The organism is Mycobacterium sp. EPa45, from assembly GCF_001021385.1.
GTDB lineage: Bacteria > Actinomycetota > Actinomycetes > Mycobacteriales > Mycobacteriaceae > Mycobacterium.
Genome location: NZ_CP011773.1, coordinates 5430979 through 5456223, shown reverse-complemented (window position 1 = coordinate 5456223; position 25245 = coordinate 5430979). Strand labels below are relative to the sequence as shown.

The window sequence follows — 25245 nt, the reverse complement described above, 5'->3', positions numbered from 1 at the left end:
GCGTGCGCTCCTCTCGGCGGTCGGGACCGTACTCTTCTAATCGCTGGCGGGCAGCGGCTTTGCGTCCTTGATGGTCATCGGCGAGGTGCCGATCGAGAGAGACCCCTTGCCCGCCTTGGTGACCAGTAGTTCGGCGCCCGCTTCGTCTACATATCGCTTACCCATCTGAGTGCCCTGCGCGAAGTCCGCGTCCAAACTCAGAGTGGTGTCGACCGCCTCATCGAGCGGGACCATCGGCGCACCGCCGGCGCGTAGGTCGTCGAGGGAGTCGGCGCTGCGGACGACGATCACTTGTGTGTCACAGACCTGGCTGCGCAGCCGGGCTCCGTTCTTGATCATGTGATCCTCTCGTTCATAGATGCATGGGAGCAGCCGGGGATTTCACCGTGACGTGCTCGAGTCCGATATCAGGGTTGTCGGCAGCGCTGGCAAAGATGCCGGCCAACACGTCGGCCACGCCTTCGGGCGTCATGTGGACGCCGGGAACGAGGCCTCGCGAAATCCATTCTCCGGAAACTGAACCCAGCAATTCGGGGTCGAACGCAGAGATGAAGTCCGTCGGCACCGTCGCACCGACCTCGACACAGCTGAATCGGTAGCCCGGGTGCTCCATACGCCAGGCGACCAGACTGCGTTCCAGAGCCGCCTTGCTCGACGAGTAGGCGCCGAGCGCAGTATGCGGATGCCGTACCGAGTCCGACGACAGCACGGCGACAATGCCGCCGGGGGTGAGCACCGGAAGATGGAATTTGATGAGCTGGTGTACGCCGATCACGTTGGTCTTGAGGACGTCCAGCCAATCCTGGGAGTCGATATCGCAGAACATCTTCAGCGGCGCATAGCCGGCGGAAATCAAGATCAGATCCACCTGCCCGAGGACTTCGGCAGAAATCGTTGCGACCCGTGCACAATCTGCCGGTTCGCAGATATCGGCGGACAGCGTTGTGGCGTTGCCCGCCTCAGCCGCGACTTCAGCGAGACGGTCTGCCCGCCGTGCGACCAGGACCAGTTGGGCGCCCTCTTTGCCTGCCCTGGCTGCGAACGCCCGACCGATTCCGGCGGAAGCGCCGACGACCACGACCCGCTTGCCCGCCAGCGATCGTTCGCTCATGACGCCCGTTCCGCGATCGACTTGATCTCGAGATACTCCTCAAAACCGGCAACGCCCATCTCCCTGCCGAGGCCGCTCTGTTTGTACCCTCCGAAGGGAACGTCGACGCCGTAGAACACCCCGCCGTTGACGTTCACGGTGCCGGTGCGCATCCGATTGGCCACGGCGCGGGCACGCTCATCGGAGGCGGACACCACCGCACCCGAAAGTCCATACCGGGAATTGTTGGCCACGTGCACCGCGTGGTCGTCACCGTCATGCGGCAGCACCACCAGTACGGGACCGAAGATCTCCTCCTGGGCCACAGTGGAATTCGGGTCGACGTCGGTGATCACCGTCGGCTCGACGTAATACCCGGTGGGCAGGTGCGCCGGTATGCCACCACCGATCGCGACTGTGCCGCCCTCGACGATGCCCTTCTTGATCAGACCGAGTACGCGTTGTCGCTGCTGCTCCCGGATCAGCGGTCCCATCAGTACCGAGGGGTCAGTGGGGTCGCCGTACGGCCAGTCCTTCAAGGCGGCGACAAGTGCCTCGACACCCTCACGATATTTCGCCCGAGGCAACAGGAGCCGCGTCGTGTTCGCACAGCCCTGCCCCGCGTGGGTGGTCGTGGCAAAGGCAGCGGACGTCACGACGGAATCGATGCTGGCATCATCGAGTGCAACCAACGCCGACTTGCCGCCCAGTTCCAGGAACACTTTCTTGATGGTGGGCGCTGCGGCGATCATGATTCGGGTGCCCGTCGCGGTCGATCCGGTGAAGGAGATCATGTCGACGCGCGGATCTTCGCAGAGTTGTTGGCCGACTTCGTGACTGGCTGACGTAACGATGTTCACCACGCCCGGCGGGAAATCGGTGTGCTCGGCAATCAGTTGCCCCAATAGCGTTGCACTGTAGGGAGTGTCAGGAGCCGGCTTGAGCACGACGGTGTTGCCCGCGGCGAGCGCGGGAACCATTTTCGCCAGGTTGATCTGGACGGGGTAGTTCCACGGGGTGATCGCGCCGACGACGCCAACCGGTTCTCGTCGGACGGTGCGGCGGGTCTTGATGCCGAAGGGCTCCGCGATGCCGAGATCGCTCTCCCATTGGTAGCCCGCAGCCAGATCGGCCACCCAGGGAAGGCCGGCGAGTGGCGCATCGACCTGCGGTCCGTATGTCAATGCCACCGGGCACCCGACCTCGGCGACGGTCGTGGTGCGCAGGTCGTCGGCATGCTTGGTCAGCGCGGTGTGCAGTTGGTGTATGCAACGCACGCGCAGATCGTGGTCGGTGGACCATGATGTGTCGTCGAAGGCTCGGCGGGCCGCCTCGATCGCCGCGTCCATGTCCGGTCCGGCGCCGTCGGCAGCCCTACCGATGACCTGCTCGGTCGCGGGATTGACGTTGTCGTAGCGATCGCCGCTTCGGGCGGCAGTGAGTTGCCCGTCTATGAGCATCCGCTCTTCCAGCCAGATCTCTGCCATGAGTCTCCTGAATCCTCGGACCTGCGGACATAGCCCAGCGATCCATCACCCAATGGAGAACAACAGTACAGGATATGTTCAGTTGACCAAAGCGGTCTTACGGAATCAGCGCAACCCGTTCACTGCGAATTTCTCGACATAGCGTCGCACCGTTTCGGGCTTGGACATGTTGAACGTCTGGCCCTCGTTGACCGTCGAGAAGGAGTAGATGATGCGAGCCAGCCACTCGCTGGCAGCCACGACATCGACATGTGCCCCGACTTCCCCCCGTTGCTGCGCTTGGCGGACGTAGGGCACCAGGAATTCTGTCGACCGGCGCACCGCGGAGTCGCCGTCGGAGATCATGTGCCGCATCAACTCGGCGTCGTCGGCCATGAGCCGATTACGAGTGCGATGGTCCAACAGGATGCTCGCGTGCGTTTCGGCCATCGCGCCGAGCTGCTCGGCCAGGGTCGACTTCTTGGCCATGGCCGCGGCCACCTGCTGGTAGAACCGTTGTGCACCAAACTCGATGGCGGCGTCGATCAAGACGGTGCGGTCTTCGAAATAGCGGTACACGGTGCCGCGGGACACGTTGGCCATCCGCGCCACATCCTGGACGCTGGTGCGCTGGATGCCGAGTTGGGCGAAACACTGGTTGGCTGCCTCGAGAATCTGATCGCGGCGGTCGAACTCGTCCTGATCCTGAATCGCGGCGCTGGCCCGAGGGGTTGCCATATCGCTCCTTGCCTGTTCGAAGGACCTGATGGAGGCCCCTTGCGGCAGCTCACCAACTTGTCAATGCTACGCGACACGGAGTGTTCCGGTGTGTTGGGCGGGGTCAACGAGTGTCGCTCCCAGCCCTGGATTTGGTAAAGCAATCGGACATATTGCGTTTAGTTGTTCAACATGCGAGCTTGTTGTTTCACAACGAACGTGGCGGGAGGCTCGGCACCATGGAACTCGGAATCGAAGGTCGAAGTTTCGTTGTGGTCGGCGGAACCACCGGGATGGGTTTCGCAGCGGCCACACAGCTGGCTGCCGATGGCGCCAACGTCGCGCTGTTGGCTCGCGATGGTGAGCGTGCGTCGACAAGGGCCGCTCGGCTGGCGCAAGAGTACGGCGTGCGGGCGGTCGGAATCAGCGTGGACGCGGCATGCCCCGGGGACGGGGTGGCCAGGGCGGTCGATCGGGCCGCCGATGAACTCGGCCCGTTGCGCGGACTGGCTGTCACCGCAGGCCCGATGAACCAGCAGGGGCCGTTCCTCGAGCACGGTGATGATTCCTGGGACTGGTACTACCAACTGATCCTGATGGCGACGGTGCGGTCGTGTCGCGCGGTCATTCCGCACCTGCAGCGCAACGGAGGTGGCAGCATTGTCACTACCGCGGCGTACTCGGTGCGGGCGCCCAAGATTCTGATCCCGCCTTACAACGCTTTGAAGGCCGCGGTGTTGACGATGTCGAAGATCCTGGCCAAGACGCACGGCCCGGATGGGATTCGGGTGAACGTCATGTGCCCTGGGTTGTTCGACACCGAGACCAATGACCACATCAGGGCGCGCCGCGCCGAGCAATACGGGGTGCCTGCCGAAGATGCGATCTACACCCACCTGTCGAGCAACCCGGACTGGAACATGCGCGTGGCGCTCGGTCGGGGTGGACTACCGCACGAAGCAGGTGAGCTTGTCGCGTTCTTGCTGAGCGATCGGGCTGCGTATATGACCGGTGCGGTCATCAACATCGACGGTGGAACCGATTTCTAAGCCTTACAGGCCAATTCGGTCAGCCAGCAAGTTGCGGTGATAATCGGCGTCGCCGAGCAACATGGCGGAGGACTGGGCGCGCTTGTAGTAGAAGTGTGCGGGATGTTCCCAGGTGAACCCGATGCCGCCGTGCAGCTGAATGTTGGCCGCGGCCGCGCGTAGGTAGGTGTCTGAACAGTACGCCTTCGCGATGGCGGCGGCGGTCAATAGCCGATCCGGAAACACGTCCACGGCGCTTGCGGCGTATTGCGCTGCACCCCTGGCACATTCGATCTCCAGCATAAGATTCGCGCATTCGTGGCGGATCGCCTGAAATGACCCGATCGGCCGCCCGAACTGATGTCTCACCTTGGCATAGTCGACAGCAAGGTCGAGACTGCGCTGCGCTCCGCCGACCTGTTCGCAGGCCAGGCCGGCCGCGGCCGATGCCAGTCCGCGAGAAAGGTTCTGCTCTGTCTCGCCGTCGTCGAGTCTGGCTGCCAGCGTGCCATCGAACTCGATGACAGCAGTGCGGCGGGTGGGGTCCAGGCCCGATTGGGTACGTCTGCTGAGCGAGGTGGTGTCGTCGACGGCGAACAGGCCAATGCCCGTTTCGGTTTGCGCGACAACGAGCACCAGATCAGCTGACGCGCCGTCGGGGACGAAGAACTTTGCGCCGTGCAGCGTCCAAGACCCCGACTTGCCGACCGCGCGGGTCTCGATGCTCGGAACATCCCACCGGCCGGATCGCTCGGTCAGAGCGAGTGTCGCGATGGTGTGCCCGCTTGCAATCCTGGGCAGATACCGGCTTTTGGCGGTCTCGGTCGCGCAATCGAGCAGCACGCTGGTCGCGAGCACCGCCGACGAGAAGTACGGCCCCGTAAACAACGCGGCGCCCATTTCCTCCAGCACCAGGGCCAGCTCACCGAACCCGAACCCTTCGCCCCCGTACTCTTCCGGGATGAGTAACCCCGGGAGCTTGAGCTGGTCGGACATGGCGCGCCAGGTGGCCTGGTCATAGCCCAAGTCGGTCTCGATCGCGCGCCGGATCGCAGCTTCAGATGAATGCTGGGCGAGGAAACCGCGTATCGCAGAGCGGAATTCGTGCTGCTCTTCGGTGATGGTGAAGGCTGATGCGGTGAGATCTGCGGACATGCTAGTTGTTCCTCGGGTCGTCCTTGTCGCGGCCGGTGCTGTTCACTCGCGGGGTATCGGCGTTACGACGCAGCGTGCGAAGCCAATCACCGGCCGCAGCTGGGGCGGGCACCGGTCGGTCGTGCCGGCCCGGATCGGCCGACCAGAACTCCTGCCAGCTGGGAAAGGATGTGTGGAAGTGTCCCTCGTGTGGAGTTGTATTGGGCCAGCGCACTTTACGAGGTCCTACCGGCGGATCGGTGATATCGCTCTGGTACCAGAACAGCGGGGTGCGGCGGGTGAAGTACCATCGTCCGTCGCGACGCTCGTACGCGTCGAGGTAGGCCAGGAGCTCGATCACCCAGACCGACTCGGTCTCGAGGTCGTTGCGCGAGTAGACCAATCCGCTGGCGTGGTCGGCGTCGTGAGTATCGATGACGTGCCCGAGCACCCCGTGTGCGCTTCCCATGAGGTCATGGCGCAACTCGACGTCGTACCAGGCGCGCAGCGCATCACGACCGCTGCGCCTTCCTGGCACTCGGACGTCGTCGACGAAAAGGTTCACGAGTGCATCGAGGTCGCGCATGTCCAGGGCCACGGTGTATTTCGCGGCGAGTTGACGAATCTCGTCGAGCGCTTCGAGCCGTTCGATTCGGGCCGTCAGCGCAGCCATCGCGTCACCGAGGTCCGTCATGAAAGTGATTCTTGAGCAAGCAGTTCCGTCAGAGCGACCTTGTCGATCTTGTTCGTCGTCGTATACGGAAGCCGGTCGTCGTCGGGAAGCAGAACCCATTTCTTCGGGACCTTGTAGGCTGCGAGTTCTCGGCGACAGGCTGCGATCAGATCGTCGGGCGACAGCGCGCTGCCGTCATTGAGGACCACGACCGCACTGACCAGTGCCCCTTTCTCGGCGTCCGGGAGACCGACGACGTAGGCGATGCGAACGCCATCGACCCTGCTCAGCGTCAACTCGACCTCGACCGGAGCCACATTGGCCCCAGATGTCTTGATCATGTCGTCGGTGCGGCCCGCGAAGTACAGGTGGCCATCGGCGTCTCGGTATCCCGCATCCTTGGTGTGATACCAGCCGTCGGCATCGAACACCTCCTGATTGCTGCGGCCCACGATGCCGCGCATCATGGCCCAGCCACGAACGCAGATCTCGCCGGCCACCCCGTCGCTTACTTCGGTTCCGCTCTCGTCGACGATCTTGTGCTCATAGCCGGGTGCCGAAACGCCCAGCGATCCGCGCTTGGACTCGGGTACCTGCTCATGTGGCGGCCACCAGGTGTGCGAACTACAGGTCTCCGTCATACCGAGTTGGCGAACGCGCAGCGACGGATCGGCCGCTCGGCGCTCCGGTGGCAGGAGCACGTGCTGGTAACCCTCCCGCAATGCCGACAGGTCCGTGCTGGCGAAATCCGGATGGTTCGACAACGCCGGTCCCACATGCGGAAAGCCCGTCGTGTAAGTCGCGCGCTCGGCTTCGAGCAGGCGCAGGACGTCCGCGGGATCGAACCGGTGCTCGGTCAGGATCGTCAGGCCGATTTGCATGGGACCGAGCACGCCGAAAACCAGACCGCCGACCCAGAAGAACGCCATCGGGATATAGACCCGATCTGCCGACGTCCACTCGTGCTGACTGGCGATGAAACGCGAGTGGGTGATCACCGGGCCATGAGTGTGGATGATTCCCTTGGGATTCGAAGTACTGCCGGAGGTGTAGATGACGACCATGTCATCGGTCTCGCGCACGGTGGCTTCGCAGGCGGCGAGGTGTCCAGGGGCAACGGGATCCGGCCAGTCGGCCGTCGTGGACAGCGACAGCACATTGCGCAGATGTGGCAATTCCTGGACGAGGTGCGGGCCGCCGCGCACCGGTGATCCGATCGCGTCGGCCACTCGCACTCGGATGTCCTTGCCCAGCAAGTTATCGACGGTGAGCACCGTGTGAATGTCCCCGTCGCGTAACAGCCATGCCAGTTCGGCAGGCTGAAAAAACGTGTTGATCGGCACCGCCACCGCACCGATTCGCGTGACCGCGAGGAAAGCGACCACGAAATCCGGTCCATTGGGCGCCAGAATTCCCACCCGGACGCCCTTCGTGACGCCGGCCGCGAGCAGTCGGCGCGCCATCACCGCAGAGCGTTCTGCGGCCTCGGCATAGGTGACGCGCTCACGGGTACCAGCGCCGTCCGACGACACCACGAAGTCGTTGACACCATGGGCCGCAACAACTTCAGCGAGCATGCTGGGCAAAACCGGGGTGTACGGCAGCGGCTCGTAGCTGAAGGTCCTGGTGGTGGTCATTTACGGATGTCTCACTCGACGACCCACTTGGGTTCGCGCTTCTCGGCGAACGCGAGCATTCCCTCCCGGTAGTCGGGGTGGGTCATCTGATGCTGCAGCACATAGCGATAGGCGACGTCATTCGCGGCGTGCAGTCCGACGTCGAGACTGGTCCACATCGCCTTGATGGACGCCTGAGTGGTGGCGGGTGACAGTTGTGCGATGGCCAGCGCGATCTCGCGAGCGCGGTTCTGCAGTTGATCGGCCGGCACCACCTCGTTGATGAGTCCTATCTCGTACCCGCGCCGGGCGGTGATCCGTCCATCCTTGGTCATCAGCGCCAACTGCATGACCATGGAGATCGGCATGCGCCGTAACAGCACGGCGGGCTCCAGCGCGAACACGTTGCCGACCTTGAGGTGGGTGTCGATCAGCTCGGCGTGCTCGGCGGCGATGATCAGGTCCGAGTCGGCGACCTGATGCAGCCCTCCGCCGACGACCATGCCGTTGAGGGCGCAGATGACCGGTTTCCACACGTTGTGATGCAGGCGGGAACCCGGCACCTTGTTGCGGATCCCGGACGCGGCGGTCGCCCTGACGTCCTGCCCCGCGCAAAATGCGCGATCGCCTGCGCCGGTGATGATCGCAACCCGGATCTCCGGATCGTCGCGGACTTGACCCCAGGCCCAGCCGAGTTCGGTTCGAGCGAGGTCGTCGGTGGCGTTGAGCCGTTCCGGGCGGTTGATCGTGATCGTCGCGACGTGGTCGCGGACGTCGAAAAGGATCCGCTGAAGTTCCACTCCGAGCCCTTTCACTGCGTGCCGTGAACTGAACACAGTAGCAACAAGTGTTCCATCGTATCGCCGGTGGTCATCACGGCATCCACTGCCCGCCAGAGACCGAGACCATCTGGCCGGTGATGTGTTTGGCCGCGTCGGAACACAGAAATGCAACGGTCTTGGCGACGTCGGCCGGCTCGCCGATCGACCCGGTCAGTGTCGATCCGCGCATCGCGTCGAGCTCGGCATCCGACTTGCGGGAGAGCAACCACGGCGTCGCGGTCGTACCCACCACAACGGTGTTGACGCGCACACCGTGCGGGCCGAGTTGCACCGCCATCAGGCGGCTCAAACCCTCCACTCCCGCCTTGGCTGCCGCGTACGCCGGCGGCCCGGTCCGCACCCCGTGCGCGGATACCGAACTGATGTTGACGATCGCTCCGCCGCCGTTTTCGACCATCTGGCGGCTCGACACCTGCGCCATGAGAAAAGTGCCGGTCAGATTCACCGCCAGGATGTGATCCCAGTCCTCGTCCGTCTGGTCCAGAAACGACGCGGGCAGCGTCATGCCCGCGTTGTTCACCAGTGCCCGGATCGGCCCGTGATTGGCTGCGAGCAAGGCGAGTTCGCGTTCGACGGTGGAGCGCTCGGTGATCGACATCTCGACGGGGAGCACCACACCGGCTCGTGCTGCCGGACCGTCCGCGGTTTTGGCGATGGCCTTGGCGTTGACATCGACGACGGCGACCCGGTACCCCGCGTCGACGAGTTCGGCGACGATCGCTTCGCCGATCCCACGAGCGCCGCCGGTGACCACGGCGAGTTGGCGGTCATCCGACACGGCGGGTCCTGTCCTCTCGTACGACACGTTCAATCCGGGTGATGGATGGGCGCAAAAGGAGCACCGCCTCGGCCATCAAGGACACCAGGTCGCTACGGCCGCCGTCGGCCACCCAGGTGTCGATGGCCGCCCGATTGGCGCCGTTGACGACAGTGGCGGCGAGCCGTGGCCGCAGATCGGTGGTCGCGTCGATATCCAGCCAGCGGGCCACCTCGTCGGTCATCTGATCGATCCAGTCGTCGTTGATCCGCAGCCGGGCGGCCCGCAGCCCGGGGTGGCGGCCATACATCCGCGCCCGGACGAGAAACATGTCGGGTTGCGCGCTGATCGCCTCGGCGACTGCCGCCGAGGCCTCGGACAGCGCGCCCCACAGAGATGACGATCGGGACGCGCGAAAGCGGCGGGTCGCTTCGTCGAGCCGCTCGGCATAGCCGTCGAAGAGGATGTCGTCCTTGGTGGCGAAGTGGTGGAAAAACGTGCGGGGTGAGACCCCGGCCAGCGTGGAAATCTGTTCGACCGTGGTGGTGTCGTATCCGTTGGCGTCGAAGAGTTCGATCGCGGCTGTGATGAGCGCCTGACGATTTCGTTGACCGCGAGCGCGGCGCTGATCCATGGCTACCATGCTCGCAGCATGGCGCGGCCAGCGGACAGGGAAACGTTCGAGTTCTGGGTGGTCCGGAACGACACCGCGTCTCCGTCTTGCCAGATTTCGGTGTTCAGCGGCGCCCCGAGTGCGACCGGCTTCGAGAACCGGCAGCTGATCTCGCGAAGGACGCTCGGGTCGCCCGCGCCGACACTGTTGATCACCGCCCGCGCGGCGAAGCCGAGCGTGCACAGGCCGTGCAGGAATACGTCGTCGAATCCCGCCTTGCGCGCCACGGCCGGGTCGATGTGCAGCGGGTTGCGGTCCCCGCTGAGGCGGTAGATCGCAGCTTGTTCGGGATGGATCTCGTCGGTGACCATCACGTCGGGATCGCCGTCCGGCTCGTCGGCCGGGCCGGGGCCGCGTTCGCCGCCGAATCCGCCACCGCCGAGCACCATCGTCTGACCGACGGCGGTGAAAACCTGTCCGTCGGCGTCGGCCCCCTGAGTCGTCACCTCGATCGCGGCATGCTTGCCCTTGTCCCACACCGCGGTGACGGTGCCGGTCACCAGCAGTTTCCCGCTACTGGGAAGCGGGCGGTGCAGGCTCAGGGACTGTCCGGCGTGCACGATGGGGGCAGTTCCGAGCCCGAGCACCGCCCGCAGATCCTTGACGGCCCACCAGTTCGCCAGCAGGGCGAAGGTCGGTACGACCGACGGACCACGGCGCTCGTCGAGCAGATCCAGTTCAGCGGGAGGCCGAGCCCCGATACCGAGCGCATAAATGATCGCATCCGTCTCCGTCCAGGCGAATGTCGTTGGTTCGAGGGCGAAACCGATCGCGTCGGTCAGTGTCACGGAGCCTCCAGATTGTTGATATCGGCACTGAACGGATTGACGTTGTTTGTTCGATCGTGCAATATAGTCGCAGTAACTGCAACTAGTTTCTAGGAGTGAACGACATGAAGTTCGGCGTCTTCATCCTTGGCGACAAACCCAACCACCTCAGCGACCAAGAGGTCTTCGCCAACGTGCTCGAGGAAGCGCGCTGGGCCGAGGAGCTCGGTTACGACGAGGTGTGGTTGGCCGAGCATCACTTCTCGCCGTACGGCATGCTCGCTGACCTGCCGCTGGTGGCCGGGGCGATCGCGGCCCAGACCGAACGGATCCGCATCGGAACGGCGTGCATGGTCAGTCCCTTTCATCACCCGATTCAGCTCGCTGAACGCATCGCCATGGTCGACGTGCTCTCGGGGGGCCGATTCGACGCCGGATTCGGGCGCGGCTACCAGGCGCATGAGTTCAAGGGTTTCGGTATCCCGATGGACGAGGCGACCGGCCGGTACCAGGAGTGTGTGGAGATTGTGAACCTGCTCCTCACACGTGAGAACGTGAGCTATGAGGGCAAGTACTTCCAGATCGAGGACGTGACGATCTACCCCCGGCCGGTGCAGCAGCCCGTGCCGGCGTGGGGCACCGTGATGAAGACGCCGTCAAGCTTCGAATGGCTGGCGGACAAGGGTTTCGGTGCCATCATCGGCAATCCGTACACGGTGGATCCCGATCTGCAGGGCGCACTGGACATCTATCTGGACGTCCAGGCCAAGAAGGGTCTTGACGCCGCCACCGAGAACGTCTGGGCGCTGCTGAATGCCTTCTGCCACAACGACGATGCCTTCGCCCGTAGCTATCCCAGGGACAGTGTCGAGCTGTCCATCGAGCGACATCGCGCGTACTCGAATCCCTTTGAACGCGGAGGGGAGATCCCGGCCGACTACAAGGCTTATGCGGACTGGTTCGAAAAACACGACAAGCAAAGCTATGAGCAGGTTCTGAATTCCCATCTGACGCTGATGGGTGACCCGGACCGCATCATCGGCAAGATGAAGACGGTCATCGACATGGGTTGGCGCAACATCATGTTGCGGATGTCGCGTGGTGGCGCGATGGACCGCGCTAAGGTGTACGACTCGATGAAGTTGTTCGCCCAAGAGGTGATTCCGGTGGCGACCGAACTCGCGGCAGCCCCGGCTTGAGCAACGAGCTGGCCGATCGGCTCAATACGGTTCTGGCGCTGGATCCGTCGGCGCCGGCCATTGAATTCAACGGTGAATGGGCCGATTGGGCTGCGCTGCAGGCGGTTTCCCACGGTGTCCGGGACCGCCTGGCGGCGGCCGACCTCGGTCCTGGAGCGCCCATCGGTCTCGTGCTCCGCAACCATCCGGCGATGGTCGGAGCATTGCTCGGAGTACTGCTGACTGGAGCCACCGTCGTCACCCTCAACGCGGCCCACGGCGACACGGGCCTCTGCGCCGATATTGCCGAACTCCGGCTCGCGGCAGTGATAGCGCTCGATTCGGATTGGCGGCGGCCTGGCGTGGTGGCTGCCGCGGATGGCGCGCTCGGACTGCGGGTGGCCACCGACGGCGTGCCGGTTTCGGAAGTCTCGGGACTCGAGGCGCCCGGTGCCGGACCGTTTCGACAGGAGCCGGAGGGTATCGCTGTCGAGATGCTCACCAGCGGAACGACGGGACCCCCCAAGCGAATCCCGCTGACGTACAGTGCCTTTGAGAACACCGTGGCTGCCGCAGCCGCGCATTACTCCGGCGCGGCCGACGCCCCGCCGCGGCTGCGATCGGGTGTTGCGATCGTGAGCTCACCGCTGGTGCACATGTCCGGACTGTTCCGGACGTTGCTCAACATCTGTGAGGGACGCAAGATCGCGATGCTCGAACGATTCCGCGTACCTGATTTCGTCGATCTGGTGCAGCGTCATCGGCCGCGAGCGGTGAGCCTGGTCCCGTCGGCACTCGGCATGATCCTCGACGCCGGCATCGCCCCGGAGGTATTCGACAGTGTCGAGGTGGTCACCTCGGGTACCGCCCACTTGCCGGTTCCGGTGCAGGCGGCGTTCGAGGACACCTATGGCGTCGCGGTCCTGCCGTCGTACGGCGCGACGGAGTTCGCGGGGGGAGTGGCGGGCTGGAACCTGGCGATGCACCGCGAATGGGCGCAGCGCAAGCGGGGCAGCGTCGGTCGTCCACAACGTGGCCGCGAGTTGCGGATCATCTCCCTCGACAACGGCGCCGAAGTGCCTGCGGGGGTTCAGGGGCGGATCGAGGTCAGGACCAGCGGTGGCGAGTGGGTGAGCACCACCGACCTCGGCCGGATTGACGCGGACGGATTTGTCTTCGTGGACGGCCGCACCGACGACGTCATCATCCGCGGGGGATTCAAGATCACCCCGACCGACATCGTCGAGGCGCTGCGCAGCCATCCCGCGGTGCGAGATGCCGGCGTCACCGGGGTGCCCGACCAGCGGTTGGGAGCCGTTCCGGTGGCGGCGGTGGAGCTGTCGGCAGGGGCGACCGCCGAGCCGGACGAATTGCTGGCGTTCCTGCGGGAGCGCCTGACCAAGTACCAAATGCCGATGAAATTGATCGTGGTGGGCGAATTGCCGCGTACCGCATCGTTGAAGGTCAGCCAACCCCTGCTTCGCGAGATGTTCGGCCAGGCCGAAGAGGTGAGCGTGTGACGGGGATACGGGGCGCGGCCGCGGTGGTGGGAGTGGCTGACGAGGTTTCTCCCGACGGCGTCATCGATCTGCCACTGCGCGAGCTGGAGGCGCGCGTGATACTCGCCGCGCTCGCGGACGCGGGGTTGTCGCTGCGCGACGTCGACGGGTTGTGCACGTGCACTGGCGGCACTCTGATGCATTCGGTGGAACTGGCCGAATACCTTGGTATCGCGCCACGATTCACCGATGCCACGCAGACCGGCGGGGCCAGTTACGGGCTGTACGTCGAGCATGCTGCCGCCGCGATTGCCGCCGGTCTCGCTGAAACCGTCGTCATCGTGTATGCGTCCACCCCGCGCGCTGCTCGCAAGCGCGGCGAGAAGGGGCTCGGTGTGTTCGCCACACCGGAGCGTCTCGAGTGGGAGACGCCGTACGGTGTGATGCTGCCGATCAGCGCGTACGCGCTGGCGGCCAACCGGCACATGGCCAGCTTCGGAACGACGGCCGAGCAGCTGGCCCAAATCGCGGTGGACACCCGCACGTGGGCAACTCGTAACCCTCGGGCACACCTGCGCGACCCGATCACCGTCGACGACGTCCTGGCGTCCGGGTATTTGGCCGAGCCTGTGCACAAGCTGGAATGCTGCCTGGTCACCGACGGAGCCGGCGCCCTCGTGGTGACCAGTGCCGAACGGGCTCGAGACCTCGCTCGCCCGCCGGTTCACGTACTCGGCGCGGCCTCGGCGGCCTCGCACGCCATGATCTCGCAGATGCCCGATCTGACCGTGACGCCCGGGGCGATATCCGGTCCTGCCGCGTTCGCCGCCGCCGGCGTCCAGCCAACCGATGTCGACGTGGTGCAGCTGTACGACTCGTTCACGATCACCGTCTTGCTCGCCCTGGAGGACCTCGGATTCTGCAAGAAGGGTGAGGGCGGGGCCTTCGTGGCCGGCGGGGCGCTGGCACCGGGTGGGGAGTTGCCCGGGCAGACGACCGGAGGCGGCCTGGCCTATACCCATCCCGGTGCGTTCGGGGCGTTCCTCTTGGTCGAGGCGACGCGTCAACTGCGCGGTGAGTGTGGCGACCGGCAGGTGCCGGGCGCCAACGTGGCCCTGGCGCACGGTACGGGTGGGGTGTTGTCGGCGACCTCGACGGTCATTCTGGGGACGGAAGCCACGCTGTGACCGAGAACGCTGCCACCATCCCGGTCCCCGAGCCGAGCGCCGCTTCGGCGCCCTTCTGGGAGGCAACCCGCAACCGCCAACTCAGCATGCAACGCTGCGGGAATTGCCGAGAGTTGGTGTGGTACCCCAGATTTGTCTGCCCGAACTGCGGCGACTTCGACCTGCAGTGGGAGCCGCTGTCCGGGCGCGGAGTGATCTACGCGGTGAGTGTGCACCATCGCCCGGCATTGCCCGCCCTGGCCGACCGGGTGCCGTACTCGGTGGTGCTTGTCGACCTCGAGGAGGGTGCTCGCATCATGTCGAACGTATTCGGACCCGCGCCCGCCGTCGGCGATGCCGTGACCCTCGCATGGGTTCCCTTGCCGGATGGGCGCAATCTGCCCTCTTTCGAACGAAGGTGATCGTCGGTGTTCGTTGATCTCGATATGCAGCGGCGGCGTGAGGAATTGGTGCTTCGGCACGTCGCCGGTGAGAACGACCGCGACCTCGAGGCCATCATGTCGACGTTCAGCCATCCGCGTTACGAGATAATCCCCACGGCAACGGTTTACGACGGTGACGCTGCGGTACGCGGCATGATCCTGCAGCAGTGGGAGGACCTGCCCCGGATGCGTTTCGACGCCGAGGAGATCTTCCACTCGGCCGGCGGGCTGGTCGTGGAGACCAGGACCACGTGCCCGGGAACGCCGATGGACGTGCTCAGCATGAATGTGTTCGGCTTCGACGAGGATCGGTTGATCGTCGAGCGGTGTTACTTCGACAGGATGCTGTTCGGCGAGCAGCTGGCGACGACCCGGCGACACGATTGAACACAATTCGTTCTATTGTAGAATGACTCGCCAACCGGTAAGGGAGAGTGGGATGTCCACCCAGTTCGACACCGAACGGCCGTCGTCGGCTACTGACCGTGCCCTGGCGCTGTACCGCCTGATGAGCAAGGTGCAGCACGGAGACAAACGGGTCCGCAAGGCGTTGTCGTCCGGCGAGGCCGCGATGAGCTACTGGCCGGTGGACGGCCAGGAGGCGATGTCCGCCGGCGCCATGCTGGCGCTCTCGGACAGTGATCAGCTCGTCACCACGTACCGGGGCCTTGGCGACGTGCTCGCGAAGGGCATCGATCTCACCGGGTACTTCGCCGAGATTCTCGGCCGTAGTGCCGGATTGTCCAAGGGTAAGGCCGGCGCCATGGGGATCTACGACCCCGCGCACGGAATCGCCTGGACCACAGGGATTGTCGGCGCGGGTCCGTTGATCGCCAACGGTATCGCGTTGGCCGCGGCCCGCAGGCGCACCGGACAGGTGGTCCTGGTCAGTTTCGGCGACGGCGCGACGAGCATCGGCTACGTGCACGAAGCGATGAACATGGCAGCGCTGTGGTCGCTTCCGGTGGTTTTCTTCTGTCAGAACAACGCGTGGGCGGAGGGCACCGCGGCTGACGGCTACACCAAAACGGCTCGGCTCTCCGATCGCGCGACGGGCTACGGCATGGTCGGCGTCACGGTGGACGGCACGGACCCGCACGCGGTCTACGATGCGGTCGCCGAGGCGGCCGAGCGCGCCCGGGCGGGTCAGGGGCCCTCATTCGTCGAAGCGGTGGCTTACCGACTGCAGGGCCATTACTTCGGGGACAGCATGGCCTATGCGGACCAGGATGAATTGGCGGCCAAGCGCGCCGACCCACCATTTGCGCGCTACCGCAACCGCCTGATCGACCAAGGCGTCGCGACCGAGGCCGAGCTCGACGCGATCGACAAGGAACTGAGCGACCAGGTCGACGCGGCCTTCACCGCTGCGGTCACCGCGGCGCCCCCGGATGCCGATGAACTGACCCGGGACGTGTTCGCCGACAACGGAATCGAAGTGGCGTCCCCCGGCTCGCAGCCGGTTGGACTGCCGACCGGCGAGACCGAGGATCTGGGACTGGTACAAGCGATTCACCGCACGCTGGACCGTGCCATGGCCGCCGACGACTCGATCGTGCTGCTGGGAGAGGACATCGCCGACCGCTCGGGTGGGGGCATGTTCAAGATCACGGCGGGCTTGTCGGCGAAGTACGGTGACGACCGGGTGCTCGACACTCCGATCGCCGAATCGTCGATCATCGGTGCCGCGATCGGCGCCTCGCTGGCGGGACTGCGGCCGGTCGCCGAATTGATGTTCATGGACTTCCTCGGTGTTGCCATGGACCAGATCGCCAATCACGCCGCGAAAGTGCGCTACATGTCGGGTGGCCGCACGGGTGCGCCGCTGGTGATCCGGACCATGGTGGGAATGGCGGCCGGGCCACAACATTCGCAGGCCTTCGAGGCGTGGGCCATGCACACCCCGGGCCTGAAGGTGGTCTGGCCCAGTACTGCTGCCGACGCGGCGGGCCTGCTGAATGCGTGCCTGTCCGACGGGGACCCATGCCTGTTCATCGAATCGATGAAGCTCTACTACGGAGGTGGGAAGGGTCCGGTGCCGGTGGCCGACTACGTCATCCCGCTTGGGCAAGCCGACATCAAACGAGCAGGTGATGACGTCACGGTGGTGACATACGGAGCCATGGTGCATGCCGCGCTCGCCGCGGCGAGCGAGCTTGAATCCGAGGGTATTTCGGTCGAAGTGGTGGACTTGCGCACGCTCGTGCCGCTCGATCTCGCCACAGTGCTCTCCTCGGTGCGTAAGACGACCCGGCTGGTGGTTGCACACGAATCAGTGGGCTTCTGCGGCCCGGGCGCGGAACTGGCAGCCGCCGTCGGAACAGAACTCTTCGGCGTTCTCAGCGCGCCGATCCAGCGGGTCGCGGGCAGCTACACGCCGGTGCCGAGGGCAGGAACGTTGGAGGCGGCCTGCCGCCCCGGCGCCGCCCAGTTGGTCGAAGCCATCAGGAGGATCGTGTGAGCGGCAATCCCACCGAGGTCCGGTTGCCCAAGCCCGGCGACGCCATCACCGAAGCAGAGATCACCGAATTCTTCGTCGAGGACGGGGCTTCGGTGACCGAGGGCGAGCCGCTGTATTCGCTCGCCACCGACAAAGCCGAGATGGACATCGAATCACCTGCGTCCGGTGTCGTGTCGTGGAAGGTCGAGGAGGGCGGCACCTACGACGTCGGCGAACTCGTCGCGGTCATCTCGTGACGGAGCTACCCGCCGACGTCGACCTCGCCGCCGAGGAACTCACCGGTTGCATCACAGGCGACACGCTGACCGTCACGATCAGCCGCCCCGAAAAGCGGAATGCGCTGACCGCCGACGGCTATCACGGCATCAAACGAGCAGCGATGATCGTCGCCGACGAACCCGCCCTACAATTCCTCGTCATCACCGGTGCCGGAGACGTTTTCTGTGCCGGCGGCGACATGAACTCGGTAGGAAATCCCGACCGGCGTTGGGATTCGTTCACCGAGGCCTACGACGCGACACCGTTCGAGACCCTGGGCAAGATCCCCAAACTGGTGGTGTGCGCGGTCAACGGGCTCGCGTTGGGCGGTGGTCTGGTGATGACGTTGTACGCCGATCTGGTCATCGCGTCTGAGCGAGCCCGACTGCGGGTGCCCGATCTGACGCGCGGGGTTTACGAGGCCTTTATCGCTGCTCGCATTCCTCAACGCGTCGGCACGCTGCGCGCGAATCACCTGATCTACGGCAATGATTGGATCGACGCCGTCGAGGCCGAGCGGCTCGGGCTGGTCGGCAAGGTCGTACCGCACGATGCGCTCGTTGACGAGACGGCCGCCCTGCTCGATCGGGTGCGCAACACCGGTCCGTCGGCACGCGCCGCGATGAAGCGGGAGATGTCGCGTGCGCTGCCGGCCGTCGATGTCTCGGGGTACTGGGCGTCGATGGGTACGGACGAACAGATCGAGGCCTTCACCGCATTTCTGCAGAAGCGGCCGCCGAGTTGGCCAACCGCATCCGAGCGCGACGCCTTTGTGGCGACCCGCAGGCCGGCTTGGGCGCCGGCGCAACCGGACTCCTGAAGGGACGAATGTCGTTGATCACCACCAAATTCACTGAGGCTTTCGGCATCGAGGCTCCCATCGTGCAGGGCGGCATGCAGTGGGTGGGCCGGGCCGAGTTGGCCGCCGCGGTGTCCGATGCGGGCGGGCTCGGGCTGATCACCGCGTTGACTCAGCCGACCCCGGCCGACCTGGCCAACGAGATCGCGCGTGCCCGGGATCTGACCGACAAGCCGTTCGGGGTGAACCTGACGATCCTGCCCACGATCAACCCGCCGCCGTATGACGAGTACCGCCAGGTGATCGTTGACGCCGGTATCAAGATCGTGGAGACTGCCGGCTCGAACCCGGCACCGCATCTGCCGATGTTCCACGACAACGGCATCAAGGTGCTGCACAAGTGCACCTCGGTGCGCCATGCGGTCAAGGCGCAAAGCCTGGGCGTGGACGGCATCAGCATCGACGGTTTCGAGTGCGCGGGGCATCCGGGTGAGGACGACATCCCCGGCCTGGTGCTGATCCCGGCCGCGGCCAAGGAGATCGAGATCCCGATGATCGCCCCGGGCGGCTTCGCCGACGGACGCGGATTGGTCGCCGCGCTGGCACTAGGCGCTGACGGCATCAACATGGGTTCACGGTTCATGTGCACCGTCGAGTCGCCGATTCACCAGAGAGTGAAGGAAGCGATTGTCGCCGGTGACGAGTTGGGCACTGAGCTGATCTTCCGCACCCTGCGCAACACGGGTCGGGTAGCGAGCAATTCGGTGTCGCGCGAGGTGGTCGAAATCCTGAACAGTGGAGGACAATTCGAGGACATCGCACACCTCGTCGCTGGGAAACGAGGCGTCAAGGTCTATGAGACAGGCGATTTGGAAGCGGGTATCTGGTGGATCGGCACCGCGATGGGGTTGATCGACGACATCCCGTCGGCAGGGGAGGTCGTCGCCCGCATTGTCGCTGATGCGGAGGCAATCATCGCGGAGCGACTGGCCGGTGCGGTGCGGTGACCGAACTACCGCAGGGCACCGCCGATGTCACAGGATGCGACGAGATACTGGTGGCCAGCGACGGCCCGGTCCGGATCGTCACACTGAACAATCCAGGTAACGCCAACGCGGTCAACAATCGCATGCATGGCGCGTTCGCCAGGCTCTGGACGACTCTCGGCGAGGACCCCGATGCTCGTGCCGTACTCCTCACGGGTACGGGGGACTTCTTCTCCGCCGGAGGCGATCTCGTCGAGTGGTTGCACACTCACGTGGAGAATCCCGTCACCCGACGCGAGGGTATGCGCGACGCGCGCCGCATCGTGCGGGACATGATCGACTTCCCCCTACCGGTCGTCGCTGCGGTCAACGGTCCAGCGGTCGGATTCGGCTGCAGCATCGCGGTGCTCTGTGACATCGTCTTGATGTCGGACCGGTCGTTCTTCGCCGATACGCATGTCGCGAGTGGATTGGTCGCCGGCGACGGAGGATCCGTTCTCTGGCCGCTGCTGATGAGTCTGCTCAAAGCCAAGGAATACCTCCTACTCGGCGAGCGCATCAAACCCGACACCGCCGTCGAACTCGGGCTCGCCAACCGCGTGGTACCGCACGCCGACATCAAGACCGAAGGCCTGCGCCTGGCTCACCGGTTGGCCGCGCTTCCCGCGCGCGCCGTTCAGGACACGAAGCGCACCCTGAATCTGCACGCCGAGCGTGCGGTCACCGCGATCCTCGAATTCGGGATATCCGCTGAGACGGAATGCTTCACCACCCCGGAGCATCGGGCCGCAATCGACAAATTTCTCAACCGCTGATGAGCGCGGAACCTCTCGTCCGCTACGAAGACCGCGGTGGGACCGCGGTGATAACGCTGAACCGTCCGTCCCAGCGCAATTCGCTGCGCTACGAATCGTGGACCGAGCTATCGGATGCGCTGGCGTCATGCGGCGCACGCGCGATCGTCCTCACCGGTGCGGATGGATTCTTCAGTGCGGGTGGCGATCTCAAGACCGGGCCCGCCCACGGAACGGGCCCGCTCAGCCCGGCTGGCCGAGTGGAGCACGCACAGCGCGTGATGGAGCAGCTCCGCGCCGTCGCCGTGCCTACGATCGCGGCAGTCGAAGGCGCGGCGGTCGGCCTCGGGTGGAGCCTGGCGCTCTCCTGTGACCTTGTTGTCGCGGCGCGAAACGCCTTCTTCTCAGCGCCTTTCGTCGCCCGGGCGGTCGTGCCCGACGGCGGACTGGCCTGGCGATTGACGCAGCAGCTTGGCCGGCAACGCGCCTCATCGCTGTTGTTGCGAGGCAACCGGCTGCCGGCGGAGCTCGCGCACCAGTGGGGACTCGTCACCGACCTCGCCGAACCGGGCGCAGCGGTCGACGTGGCGATGGCCATCGCAAGCGAACTCACACAGACGGATTCGGGTGCGGTGGAGTTGACCAAACGGCTTATCGGCTCGGTTGAGTCAGCACAGCTGGCGTCGTTCCATCCTCTTGAGCTGGCGATCGCGACTGTCGCGCAACAGCGTTCGGCTGCCGCTGTGGGCCGGGCCGAGTTCGGCTAGCGCGGAAGGCCGAGCCCGGTCGTGGAGATCAAATCGCGCTGAATCTCGCTGGTGCCGCCGCCGATGGTGTGCAGCAACGACAACAGCAGGCCTTCGGAGAAGTGGCCGTCGAGCACTGAATCCGGGTCGTCGGGCAGCAGGGCGCCGAGTGGCCCGAGTATCCGCGCGCCGAGCTGGCGAAGCTCGGCGGTCAGCTGTGAGTGATATAGCTTCGACAACGAAGGTAGCGCGGGATCCAACGTCCCCGAAGCCTGTTGGTGGGCAACCCGATAGGACAGTGCACGTCCGACCTCCACGTGCTCCACTGCGCGGGCCAGAGCCATGCGGTTGAGCGGGTTGGCCAACGGATCATGTTTCGCGCCGCGCTGGGCTTTGCACCAGTCGACGAGTTCGTCGAGGTAGCGCTGTGCTTGCGCGGCACGGGTGACGTTGGAGCGCTCTGCGTCCAGTAGTGCCTTGGCGACCTTCCAGCCCTCGCCCTCCTCACCGACCAGGTTCTCCGCCGGAACCCGCACGCCGTCGAAGAACTCTTCGGCGAAGGTGGGATAGCCGGTCATGGAGCGAATGGGGCGGCGGGTGATCCCCGCAGTCTCCAGGTCGACCAGAAAGAATGAGATTCCGGCCTGACGCTTCGCGCCCACCGGGGAGGTTCGCGCCAGTACGAAAATCCAATCGGCCAATACGCCGTTGCTGGTCCACGTCTTCTGGCCGTCGAGCACGTAGTGGTCGCCGTCGCGCCGCGCGGTCATCCGCAGCGCGGCAAGATCGGACCCTGCTTCCGGTTCGGAGTAGCCCTGGGCCCACATCCGTTCCGAGCGAGCGATTTTGGGTAGGTGCTCGTCCTGCTGCGCAGTCGTTCCGAACCGGAACAGCACCGGTGCAAGCATGTTGACGCCGTTGGTGTTCACCAGCGGGGCGCCGGCATAGGCGAGTTCCTCGCGAATCACGACTTGGCGCACGACGTCAAGGCCACCGCCCTCAAACCGTGCGGGCCAGTGCGGAACGAACCAGCCCTGCGCGTGCAGCGCTCGGCAGAACTCAACGGCGCGTTCGTGTCCGTCTCGCGGCAGATAGTCGGGGTTGGCGGCGGTGCGGCGGAACTCGTCGGGCAGATGGTCGACCAACCAGCCGCGGATTCGGCCCCGCAGCTCCTCGACCTCGGGGCCGCCGCCGAACCGGACGATCGGGTCGAGCGGCATTGTCAGACCCGATCCGCGGGCTTGGCCGCCTTCTTCATCAGTTCGACCATGTAGTTCTGGAATTCCTTCGAACCTGTCACGACAGCCTGAAGGTCATTGCTGGCCTGCTGGTGGGTCCGGAAGCCCATGGTCTCCCACGCTCGCAGGATCCCGGCTTTCGTCGCCTGCAGGGTGATCAGCGGCGCCTTGGCGATCTTGGCGGCGAGTTCTTCTACCTCGGCCTCGAGGCGCTCGCGGGGCACCACCCGATTGACCAAGCCGAACTCGAGGGCCTGCTCCGCCGAGATCTTCTGGGCGGTGTAGAGGTATTCCGCGGCGCGCTTGTAGTTCATGAACACCCAGGGCTCGAACATGGTCTCCGATCCGGGCAAACCGAATCCGGGCACCAGCGGCATCTGGAACCAGGCATCGTCACTGCAGATGGTGATTTCGGGGATCAGCGCCCATGTCGTGCCACCGCCGATCGCGTAGCCGTGCACCTGCGAGATCACCGGCTTGGGGAACTCCCACAGTTTGAGCACCGGCCACAAGAACAGTTGAGCCGCCGATCGCCAGACCTTCCCGGATGCGTCCAATTCGGCCTTGAATTCCGGATAACTACCGTCTGGGATGTGGCCGGAACAGAAGCCCTTGCCGTTGGCCTTGATGATCACGACCTTGATGTCGTAATCGTATTGCGCGTCATCGAGCGCGGCGTTGACGCTGTGCACCATCTCCGAGGTCTGCGCGTTTGCGCGTTCGGGGTTGTTCAGGATGATCCGCGCGATCGCCCCGTCCTTCTCGTAAACGACGTGGTCCATCTCCCGCGTTTCCACCAGAAACTCTCCTCGATGTCGTGTCGGCAGTGCCTGAGATGCTAGCGCATGGTGGTGCAATAAGACATTGAGTGTAATAGTGTTCAGCAGGGAAGGACGGTGCGATGACGACGACGGATCTGCGATGGGATCCTTTTGATCGCCTCTTGCATGCCGAACCGTACTCGGTGTGGAAGCGGATGCGCGACGAAGCGCCGGTGTACTACAACCCGGAGTACGACTTCTACGCTCTGAGCCGGTTCGACGACGTCTTGACCGCATCGCTGGACACCGAAGCCTTCTCCTCCGAGCACGGCATCACCCTGGACATGATCACTGACGACCCCTGGGGTGCGCCCAAGGCGATGATCATGATGGACCCACCCGACCATACTGCGATGCGGAAGATGGTCAATCGCACCTTTTTCCGGAGCAGAATCGCCAAATTGGAGGATTACGTTCGGACGTTGTGCCGCGGCTATCTGGATCGGCATGTCGGCTCGGACGGCTTCGACTACGTTCGGGACTTTTCGGCCAAACTCCCGGTGATGGTGATCAGCTCCCTGCTCGGTTTCCCTGAGTCCGATCACGACAACCTCCGCGAGTGGTCGGATGCGCAATTACATCGGGACGAAGGCAATACGGAGCGCAATGAAGCCGGGGAGCTAGCCCAGGTGAGGTTGTTCGACTACTACCGGCAGCAGATCGAATTGCGACGGCATACCCGTACGGCCGACATCGTCAGTGATCTCATGGATTCCGATCTCGTAATGCCCGACATCGACCCGCGTCGGCTGGACGACGGTGAGTTGCTGGTCTTCATCGCGATGGTCAACGTTGCGGGCAATGAGACGGTCGCGCGGCTCCTGGGATGGGCCGCGCTGACGTTGGCCCGCAATCCGGATCAGCGCGCCAAGCTTGTGGAGGACCCCGGGCTCATCGGCGGTGCCGTCGAGGAGCTGCTCCGCTACGACGCGCCGTCACCGATCCAGGGACGATTCACGCTGCAGGACAGGACGTTCCACGACACCGTCATTCCCGCGGGCAGCAAGGTCGCGTTGCTGACCGGCTCGGCCGGCCGAGACGAACGGCAGTACGAGCACCCTGACACGTTCGACGTCACCCGCACCGGCATCAAGCACATCAGTTTCGGCCACGGCTCGCACTTCTGTCTCGGCGCGGCACTGGCCAGACTGGAAGCCAGAGTGGCACTGGAGGAAACGCTCAAGCGGTTCCCAACTTGGGACGTCGACGAGGACAACGTCGCCTTCGTGCACACGAACTCCGTGCGGGGGCCGGCCAGCGTGCCCGTCGCGCTGTGAGCACCGGCCTGACCGTCCGCACTGACGGGGCAGTGCTGTGGCTGGTGCTCGACCGCCCGGAGGTCGGCAACTCGGTCACCCGCGCCATGCAGCGCGACCTGATCGACAACCTGGCGGAGGCGTCACGCGACCCTGCGATACGTGCCGTGGTGTTCACCGCCAGTGGTGAGAAGCATTTCTGCACGGGTCCCAACCTGCGCGACCCCAACATGCGGCCCAGTCAGGACCGGATACCGGGCGACGCCGCGCGGATCTTGCGCTCCGGATCGCAGGCGGTGGTCGCCGCACTCCTCGACTGTGACAAGCCGGTGATCTGTGCGCTGAACGGGGTTGCGGCGGGGGTGGGCGCCAGCATGGTCTTGGCGTGCGACCTGATCATCGCCGTCGAAGGTGCACGTTTGATCGAGTTGTTCGTGCGGCGCGGACTCGCGCCTGACGGCGGAGCCGCATATCTGCTAACGCGCAAGGTGCCGTTCAATGTTGCCAAGCAACTGATCCTGTTCGGTGAGGAGCTGTCGGCGGGCGAGGCGCATCGCATCGGGCTGGTGAACAAGGTGGTGGCCAATAACGAGGAGTTGCAGAACGCCGCCAACGAATGGGCGACGCGACTCGCGAACGGCCCGACCCGGGCCCTCGCCGCGGCGAAGGCCATGCTCAACCAGGCGCTCGACGTAGATCGGGCGGCGGCCTTCACCACCGAGGCCTTGCTGGTCGAGCAGGTGGCAGGCACAGCCGACGTCGCCGAGGGCGTCGCGGCCTTCACCGAGAAGCGCGAGCCTCGCTTCGAGGGTCGCTGACGACGGCTGGTGTCGAAAG

At 64.9% G+C, this 25245-nt stretch carries 26 protein-coding genes and 2 pseudogenes; 15 read left to right on the top strand and 13 right to left on the bottom strand.

Going from position 1 to position 25245, the window contains the following annotated elements; genetic code table 11:
* Positions 1 to 36 precede the first annotated feature (36 nt).
* The 4 genes from AB431_RS25830 to AB431_RS25815 form a co-directional block, all read right to left on the bottom strand.
* On the bottom strand, positions 37 to 339 hold the full coding sequence (locus tag AB431_RS25830; RefSeq protein WP_047332339.1) for a hypothetical protein: 303 nt from the start codon (positions 337 to 339) through the stop codon (positions 37 to 39).
* 13 nt (positions 340 to 352) lie between these two features.
* Positions 353 to 1111, bottom strand: coding sequence for an SDR family oxidoreductase (locus AB431_RS25825; protein WP_047332338.1), 759 nt, complete (start codon positions 1109 to 1111; stop codon positions 353 to 355).
* Positions 1108 to 2577 carry an aldehyde dehydrogenase gene (locus tag AB431_RS25820; protein WP_047332337.1) on the bottom strand — a complete coding sequence of 490 codons (1470 nt, stop codon included), beginning with the start codon at positions 2575 to 2577 and terminating at the stop codon, positions 1108 to 1110. Before AB431_RS25820 ends, AB431_RS25825 begins: the two co-directional genes overlap by 4 nt.
* Before the next feature lie 105 nt (positions 2578 to 2682).
* Positions 2683 to 3294 (bottom strand): TetR/AcrR family transcriptional regulator, encoded by a 612-nt coding sequence (locus tag AB431_RS25815; RefSeq protein ID WP_047332336.1) that lies wholly within the window; start codon positions 3292 to 3294, stop codon positions 2683 to 2685.
* A 218-nt stretch (positions 3295 to 3512) separates the two neighbouring features.
* Between AB431_RS25815 and AB431_RS25810 the strand changes: the two genes are divergently transcribed.
* Entirely contained in the window at positions 3513 to 4322 is an 810-nt protein-coding gene (locus AB431_RS25810; protein WP_052960396.1) for an SDR family NAD(P)-dependent oxidoreductase, read from the top strand.
* Between the two features lie 3 nt (positions 4323 to 4325).
* Here the strand turns inward: AB431_RS25810 and AB431_RS25805 are convergent, their stop codons facing one another.
* The 7 genes from AB431_RS25805 to AB431_RS25775 form a co-directional block, all read right to left on the bottom strand.
* Complete coding sequence (locus AB431_RS25805) at positions 4326 to 5456, bottom strand: acyl-CoA dehydrogenase family protein (RefSeq protein WP_047332335.1); 1131 nt, start codon at positions 5454 to 5456, stop codon at positions 4326 to 4328.
* 1 nt (position 5457) lies between these two features.
* Entirely contained in the window at positions 5458 to 6129 is a 672-nt protein-coding gene (locus tag AB431_RS25800) for a nuclear transport factor 2 family protein (RefSeq protein ID WP_047332334.1), read from the bottom strand.
* Positions 6126 to 7745 carry a class I adenylate-forming enzyme family protein gene (locus AB431_RS25795; protein WP_052960395.1) on the bottom strand — a complete coding sequence of 540 codons (1620 nt, stop codon included), beginning with the start codon at positions 7743 to 7745 and terminating at the stop codon, positions 6126 to 6128. Before AB431_RS25795 ends, AB431_RS25800 begins: the two co-directional genes overlap by 4 nt.
* A gap of 11 nt (positions 7746 to 7756) precedes the next feature.
* Positions 7757 to 8524 carry an enoyl-CoA hydratase-related protein gene (locus AB431_RS25790; RefSeq protein ID WP_047333809.1) on the bottom strand — a complete coding sequence of 256 codons (768 nt, stop codon included), beginning with the start codon at positions 8522 to 8524 and terminating at the stop codon, positions 7757 to 7759.
* 73 nt (positions 8525 to 8597) lie between these two features.
* Positions 8598 to 9344 carry an SDR family NAD(P)-dependent oxidoreductase gene (locus tag AB431_RS25785; RefSeq protein ID WP_047332333.1) on the bottom strand — a complete coding sequence of 249 codons (747 nt, stop codon included), beginning with the start codon at positions 9342 to 9344 and terminating at the stop codon, positions 8598 to 8600.
* A complete protein-coding gene (locus AB431_RS25780; protein ID WP_235435765.1) occupies positions 9334 to 9966 on the bottom strand; it encodes a TetR/AcrR family transcriptional regulator in 633 nt (210 codons plus the stop codon). Before AB431_RS25780 ends, AB431_RS25785 begins: the two co-directional genes overlap by 11 nt.
* Positions 9960 to 10784, bottom strand: coding sequence for a MaoC/PaaZ C-terminal domain-containing protein (locus AB431_RS25775; RefSeq protein WP_047332331.1), 825 nt, complete (start codon positions 10782 to 10784; stop codon positions 9960 to 9962). Before AB431_RS25775 ends, AB431_RS25780 begins: the two co-directional genes overlap by 7 nt.
* Positions 10785 to 10888: 104 nt before the next feature.
* Here AB431_RS25775 and AB431_RS25770 point away from each other — a divergent pair, with 104 nt between their 5' ends.
* From AB431_RS25770 to AB431_RS25720, 12 genes and pseudogenes are all read left to right on the top strand, one after another.
* Positions 10889 to 11962, top strand: a complete 1074-nt coding sequence (locus tag AB431_RS25770) for an LLM class flavin-dependent oxidoreductase (RefSeq protein WP_047333808.1) — start codon at positions 10889 to 10891, stop codon at positions 11960 to 11962.
* A complete protein-coding gene (locus AB431_RS25765) occupies positions 11959 to 13461 on the top strand; it encodes a class I adenylate-forming enzyme family protein (RefSeq protein ID WP_047332330.1) in 1503 nt (500 codons plus the stop codon). The genes AB431_RS25770 and AB431_RS25765 overlap by 4 nt, the downstream gene beginning before the upstream one ends.
* Entirely contained in the window at positions 13458 to 14627 is a 1170-nt protein-coding gene (locus tag AB431_RS25760) for an acetyl-CoA acetyltransferase (protein ID WP_047332329.1), read from the top strand. The genes AB431_RS25765 and AB431_RS25760 overlap by 4 nt, the downstream gene beginning before the upstream one ends.
* On the top strand, positions 14624 to 15028 hold the full coding sequence (locus AB431_RS25755; RefSeq protein WP_047332328.1) for a Zn-ribbon domain-containing OB-fold protein: 405 nt from the start codon (positions 14624 to 14626) through the stop codon (positions 15026 to 15028). The genes AB431_RS25760 and AB431_RS25755 overlap by 4 nt, the downstream gene beginning before the upstream one ends.
* A 6-nt stretch (positions 15029 to 15034) precedes the next feature.
* Positions 15035 to 15436 carry a nuclear transport factor 2 family protein gene (locus AB431_RS25750; protein ID WP_235435763.1) on the top strand — a complete coding sequence of 134 codons (402 nt, stop codon included), beginning with the start codon at positions 15035 to 15037 and terminating at the stop codon, positions 15434 to 15436.
* Positions 15437 to 15458: 22 nt separating this feature from the next.
* Positions 15459 to 16421, top strand: a pseudogene (locus AB431_RS31645) (thiamine pyrophosphate-dependent dehydrogenase E1 component subunit alpha); the annotation flags it as partial.
* 162 nt (positions 16422 to 16583) lie between these two features.
* Positions 16584 to 17492: pseudogene (locus AB431_RS31640) on the top strand (alpha-ketoacid dehydrogenase subunit beta); the annotation flags it as partial.
* A gap of 14 nt (positions 17493 to 17506) precedes the next feature.
* A complete protein-coding gene (locus AB431_RS25740; RefSeq protein ID WP_047332326.1) occupies positions 17507 to 17746 on the top strand; it encodes a lipoyl domain-containing protein in 240 nt (79 codons plus the stop codon).
* Positions 17743 to 18588 carry an enoyl-CoA hydratase/isomerase family protein gene (locus AB431_RS25735; protein WP_047332325.1) on the top strand — a complete coding sequence of 282 codons (846 nt, stop codon included), beginning with the start codon at positions 17743 to 17745 and terminating at the stop codon, positions 18586 to 18588. Before AB431_RS25740 ends, AB431_RS25735 begins: the two co-directional genes overlap by 4 nt.
* A 14-nt stretch (positions 18589 to 18602) precedes the next feature.
* Positions 18603 to 19574: a nitronate monooxygenase family protein gene (locus AB431_RS25730; RefSeq protein ID WP_304413802.1), complete on the top strand. Its 972-nt coding sequence runs from the start codon at positions 18603 to 18605 to the stop codon at positions 19572 to 19574.
* Positions 19571 to 20368, top strand: a complete 798-nt coding sequence (locus AB431_RS25725; protein WP_047332323.1) for an enoyl-CoA hydratase/isomerase family protein — start codon at positions 19571 to 19573, stop codon at positions 20366 to 20368. Before AB431_RS25730 ends, AB431_RS25725 begins: the two co-directional genes overlap by 4 nt.
* The gene (locus tag AB431_RS25720) at positions 20368 to 21114 is read left to right on the top strand and encodes an enoyl-CoA hydratase/isomerase family protein (protein ID WP_047332322.1); all 747 of its coding nucleotides are present in this window, start codon (positions 20368 to 20370) and stop codon (positions 21112 to 21114) included. Before AB431_RS25725 ends, AB431_RS25720 begins: the two co-directional genes overlap by 1 nt.
* Here AB431_RS25720 and AB431_RS25715 read toward each other — a convergent pair.
* Both AB431_RS25715 and AB431_RS25710 read right to left on the bottom strand, forming a co-directional pair.
* On the bottom strand, positions 21111 to 22313 hold the full coding sequence (locus tag AB431_RS25715) for an acyl-CoA dehydrogenase family protein (RefSeq protein ID WP_047332321.1): 1203 nt from the start codon (positions 22311 to 22313) through the stop codon (positions 21111 to 21113). The genes AB431_RS25720 and AB431_RS25715 overlap by 4 nt on opposite strands.
* A gap of 2 nt (positions 22314 to 22315) precedes the next feature.
* Positions 22316 to 23128: an enoyl-CoA hydratase/isomerase family protein gene (locus tag AB431_RS25710; RefSeq protein WP_144418366.1), complete on the bottom strand. Its 813-nt coding sequence runs from the start codon at positions 23126 to 23128 to the stop codon at positions 22316 to 22318.
* Positions 23129 to 23232: 104 nt separating this feature from the next.
* Here AB431_RS25710 and AB431_RS25705 point away from each other — a divergent pair, with 104 nt between their 5' ends.
* On the top strand, positions 23233 to 24429 hold the full coding sequence (locus tag AB431_RS25705; RefSeq protein ID WP_047332319.1) for a cytochrome P450: 1197 nt from the start codon (positions 23233 to 23235) through the stop codon (positions 24427 to 24429).
* On the top strand, positions 24426 to 25226 hold the full coding sequence (locus AB431_RS25700) for an enoyl-CoA hydratase/isomerase family protein (RefSeq protein WP_235435762.1): 801 nt from the start codon (positions 24426 to 24428) through the stop codon (positions 25224 to 25226). The genes AB431_RS25705 and AB431_RS25700 overlap by 4 nt, the downstream gene beginning before the upstream one ends.
* The last annotated feature ends 19 nt before the right edge of the window (positions 25227 to 25245 follow it).

Excerpts from the sequence above, each read along its gene's own strand:
- AB431_RS25830 (WP_047332339.1), bottom strand. The coding sequence starts at position 339 with ATGATCAAGAACGGAGCCCGGCTGCGCAGCCAGGTCTGTGACACACAA.
- AB431_RS25825 (WP_047332338.1), bottom strand. The coding sequence starts at position 1,111 with ATGAGCGAACGATCGCTGGCGGGCAAGCGGGTCGTGGTCGTCGGCGCT.
- AB431_RS25820 (WP_047332337.1), bottom strand. The coding sequence starts at position 2,577 with ATGGCAGAGATCTGGCTGGAAGAGCGGATGCTCATAGACGGGCAACTC.
- AB431_RS25815 (WP_047332336.1), bottom strand. The coding sequence starts at position 3,294 with ATGGCAACCCCTCGGGCCAGCGCCGCGATTCAGGATCAGGACGAGTTC.
- AB431_RS25810 (WP_052960396.1), top strand. The coding sequence starts at position 3,513 with ATGGAACTCGGAATCGAAGGTCGAAGTTTCGTTGTGGTCGGCGGAACC.
- AB431_RS25805 (WP_047332335.1), bottom strand. The coding sequence starts at position 5,456 with ATGTCCGCAGATCTCACCGCATCAGCCTTCACCATCACCGAAGAGCAG.
- AB431_RS25800 (WP_047332334.1), bottom strand. The coding sequence starts at position 6,129 with ATGACGGACCTCGGTGACGCGATGGCTGCGCTGACGGCCCGAATCGAA.
- AB431_RS25795 (WP_052960395.1), bottom strand. The coding sequence starts at position 7,745 with ATGACCACCACCAGGACCTTCAGCTACGAGCCGCTGCCGTACACCCCG.
- AB431_RS25780 (WP_235435765.1), bottom strand. The coding sequence starts at position 9,966 with ATGGTAGCCATGGATCAGCGCCGCGCTCGCGGTCAACGAAATCGTCAG.
- AB431_RS25770 (WP_047333808.1), top strand. The coding sequence starts at position 10,889 with ATGAAGTTCGGCGTCTTCATCCTTGGCGACAAACCCAACCACCTCAGC.
- AB431_RS25720 (WP_047332322.1), top strand. The coding sequence starts at position 20,368 with ATGAGCGCGGAACCTCTCGTCCGCTACGAAGACCGCGGTGGGACCGCG.
- AB431_RS25715 (WP_047332321.1), bottom strand. The coding sequence starts at position 22,313 with ATGCCGCTCGACCCGATCGTCCGGTTCGGCGGCGGCCCCGAGGTCGAG.
- AB431_RS25705 (WP_047332319.1), top strand. The coding sequence starts at position 23,233 with ATGACGACGACGGATCTGCGATGGGATCCTTTTGATCGCCTCTTGCAT.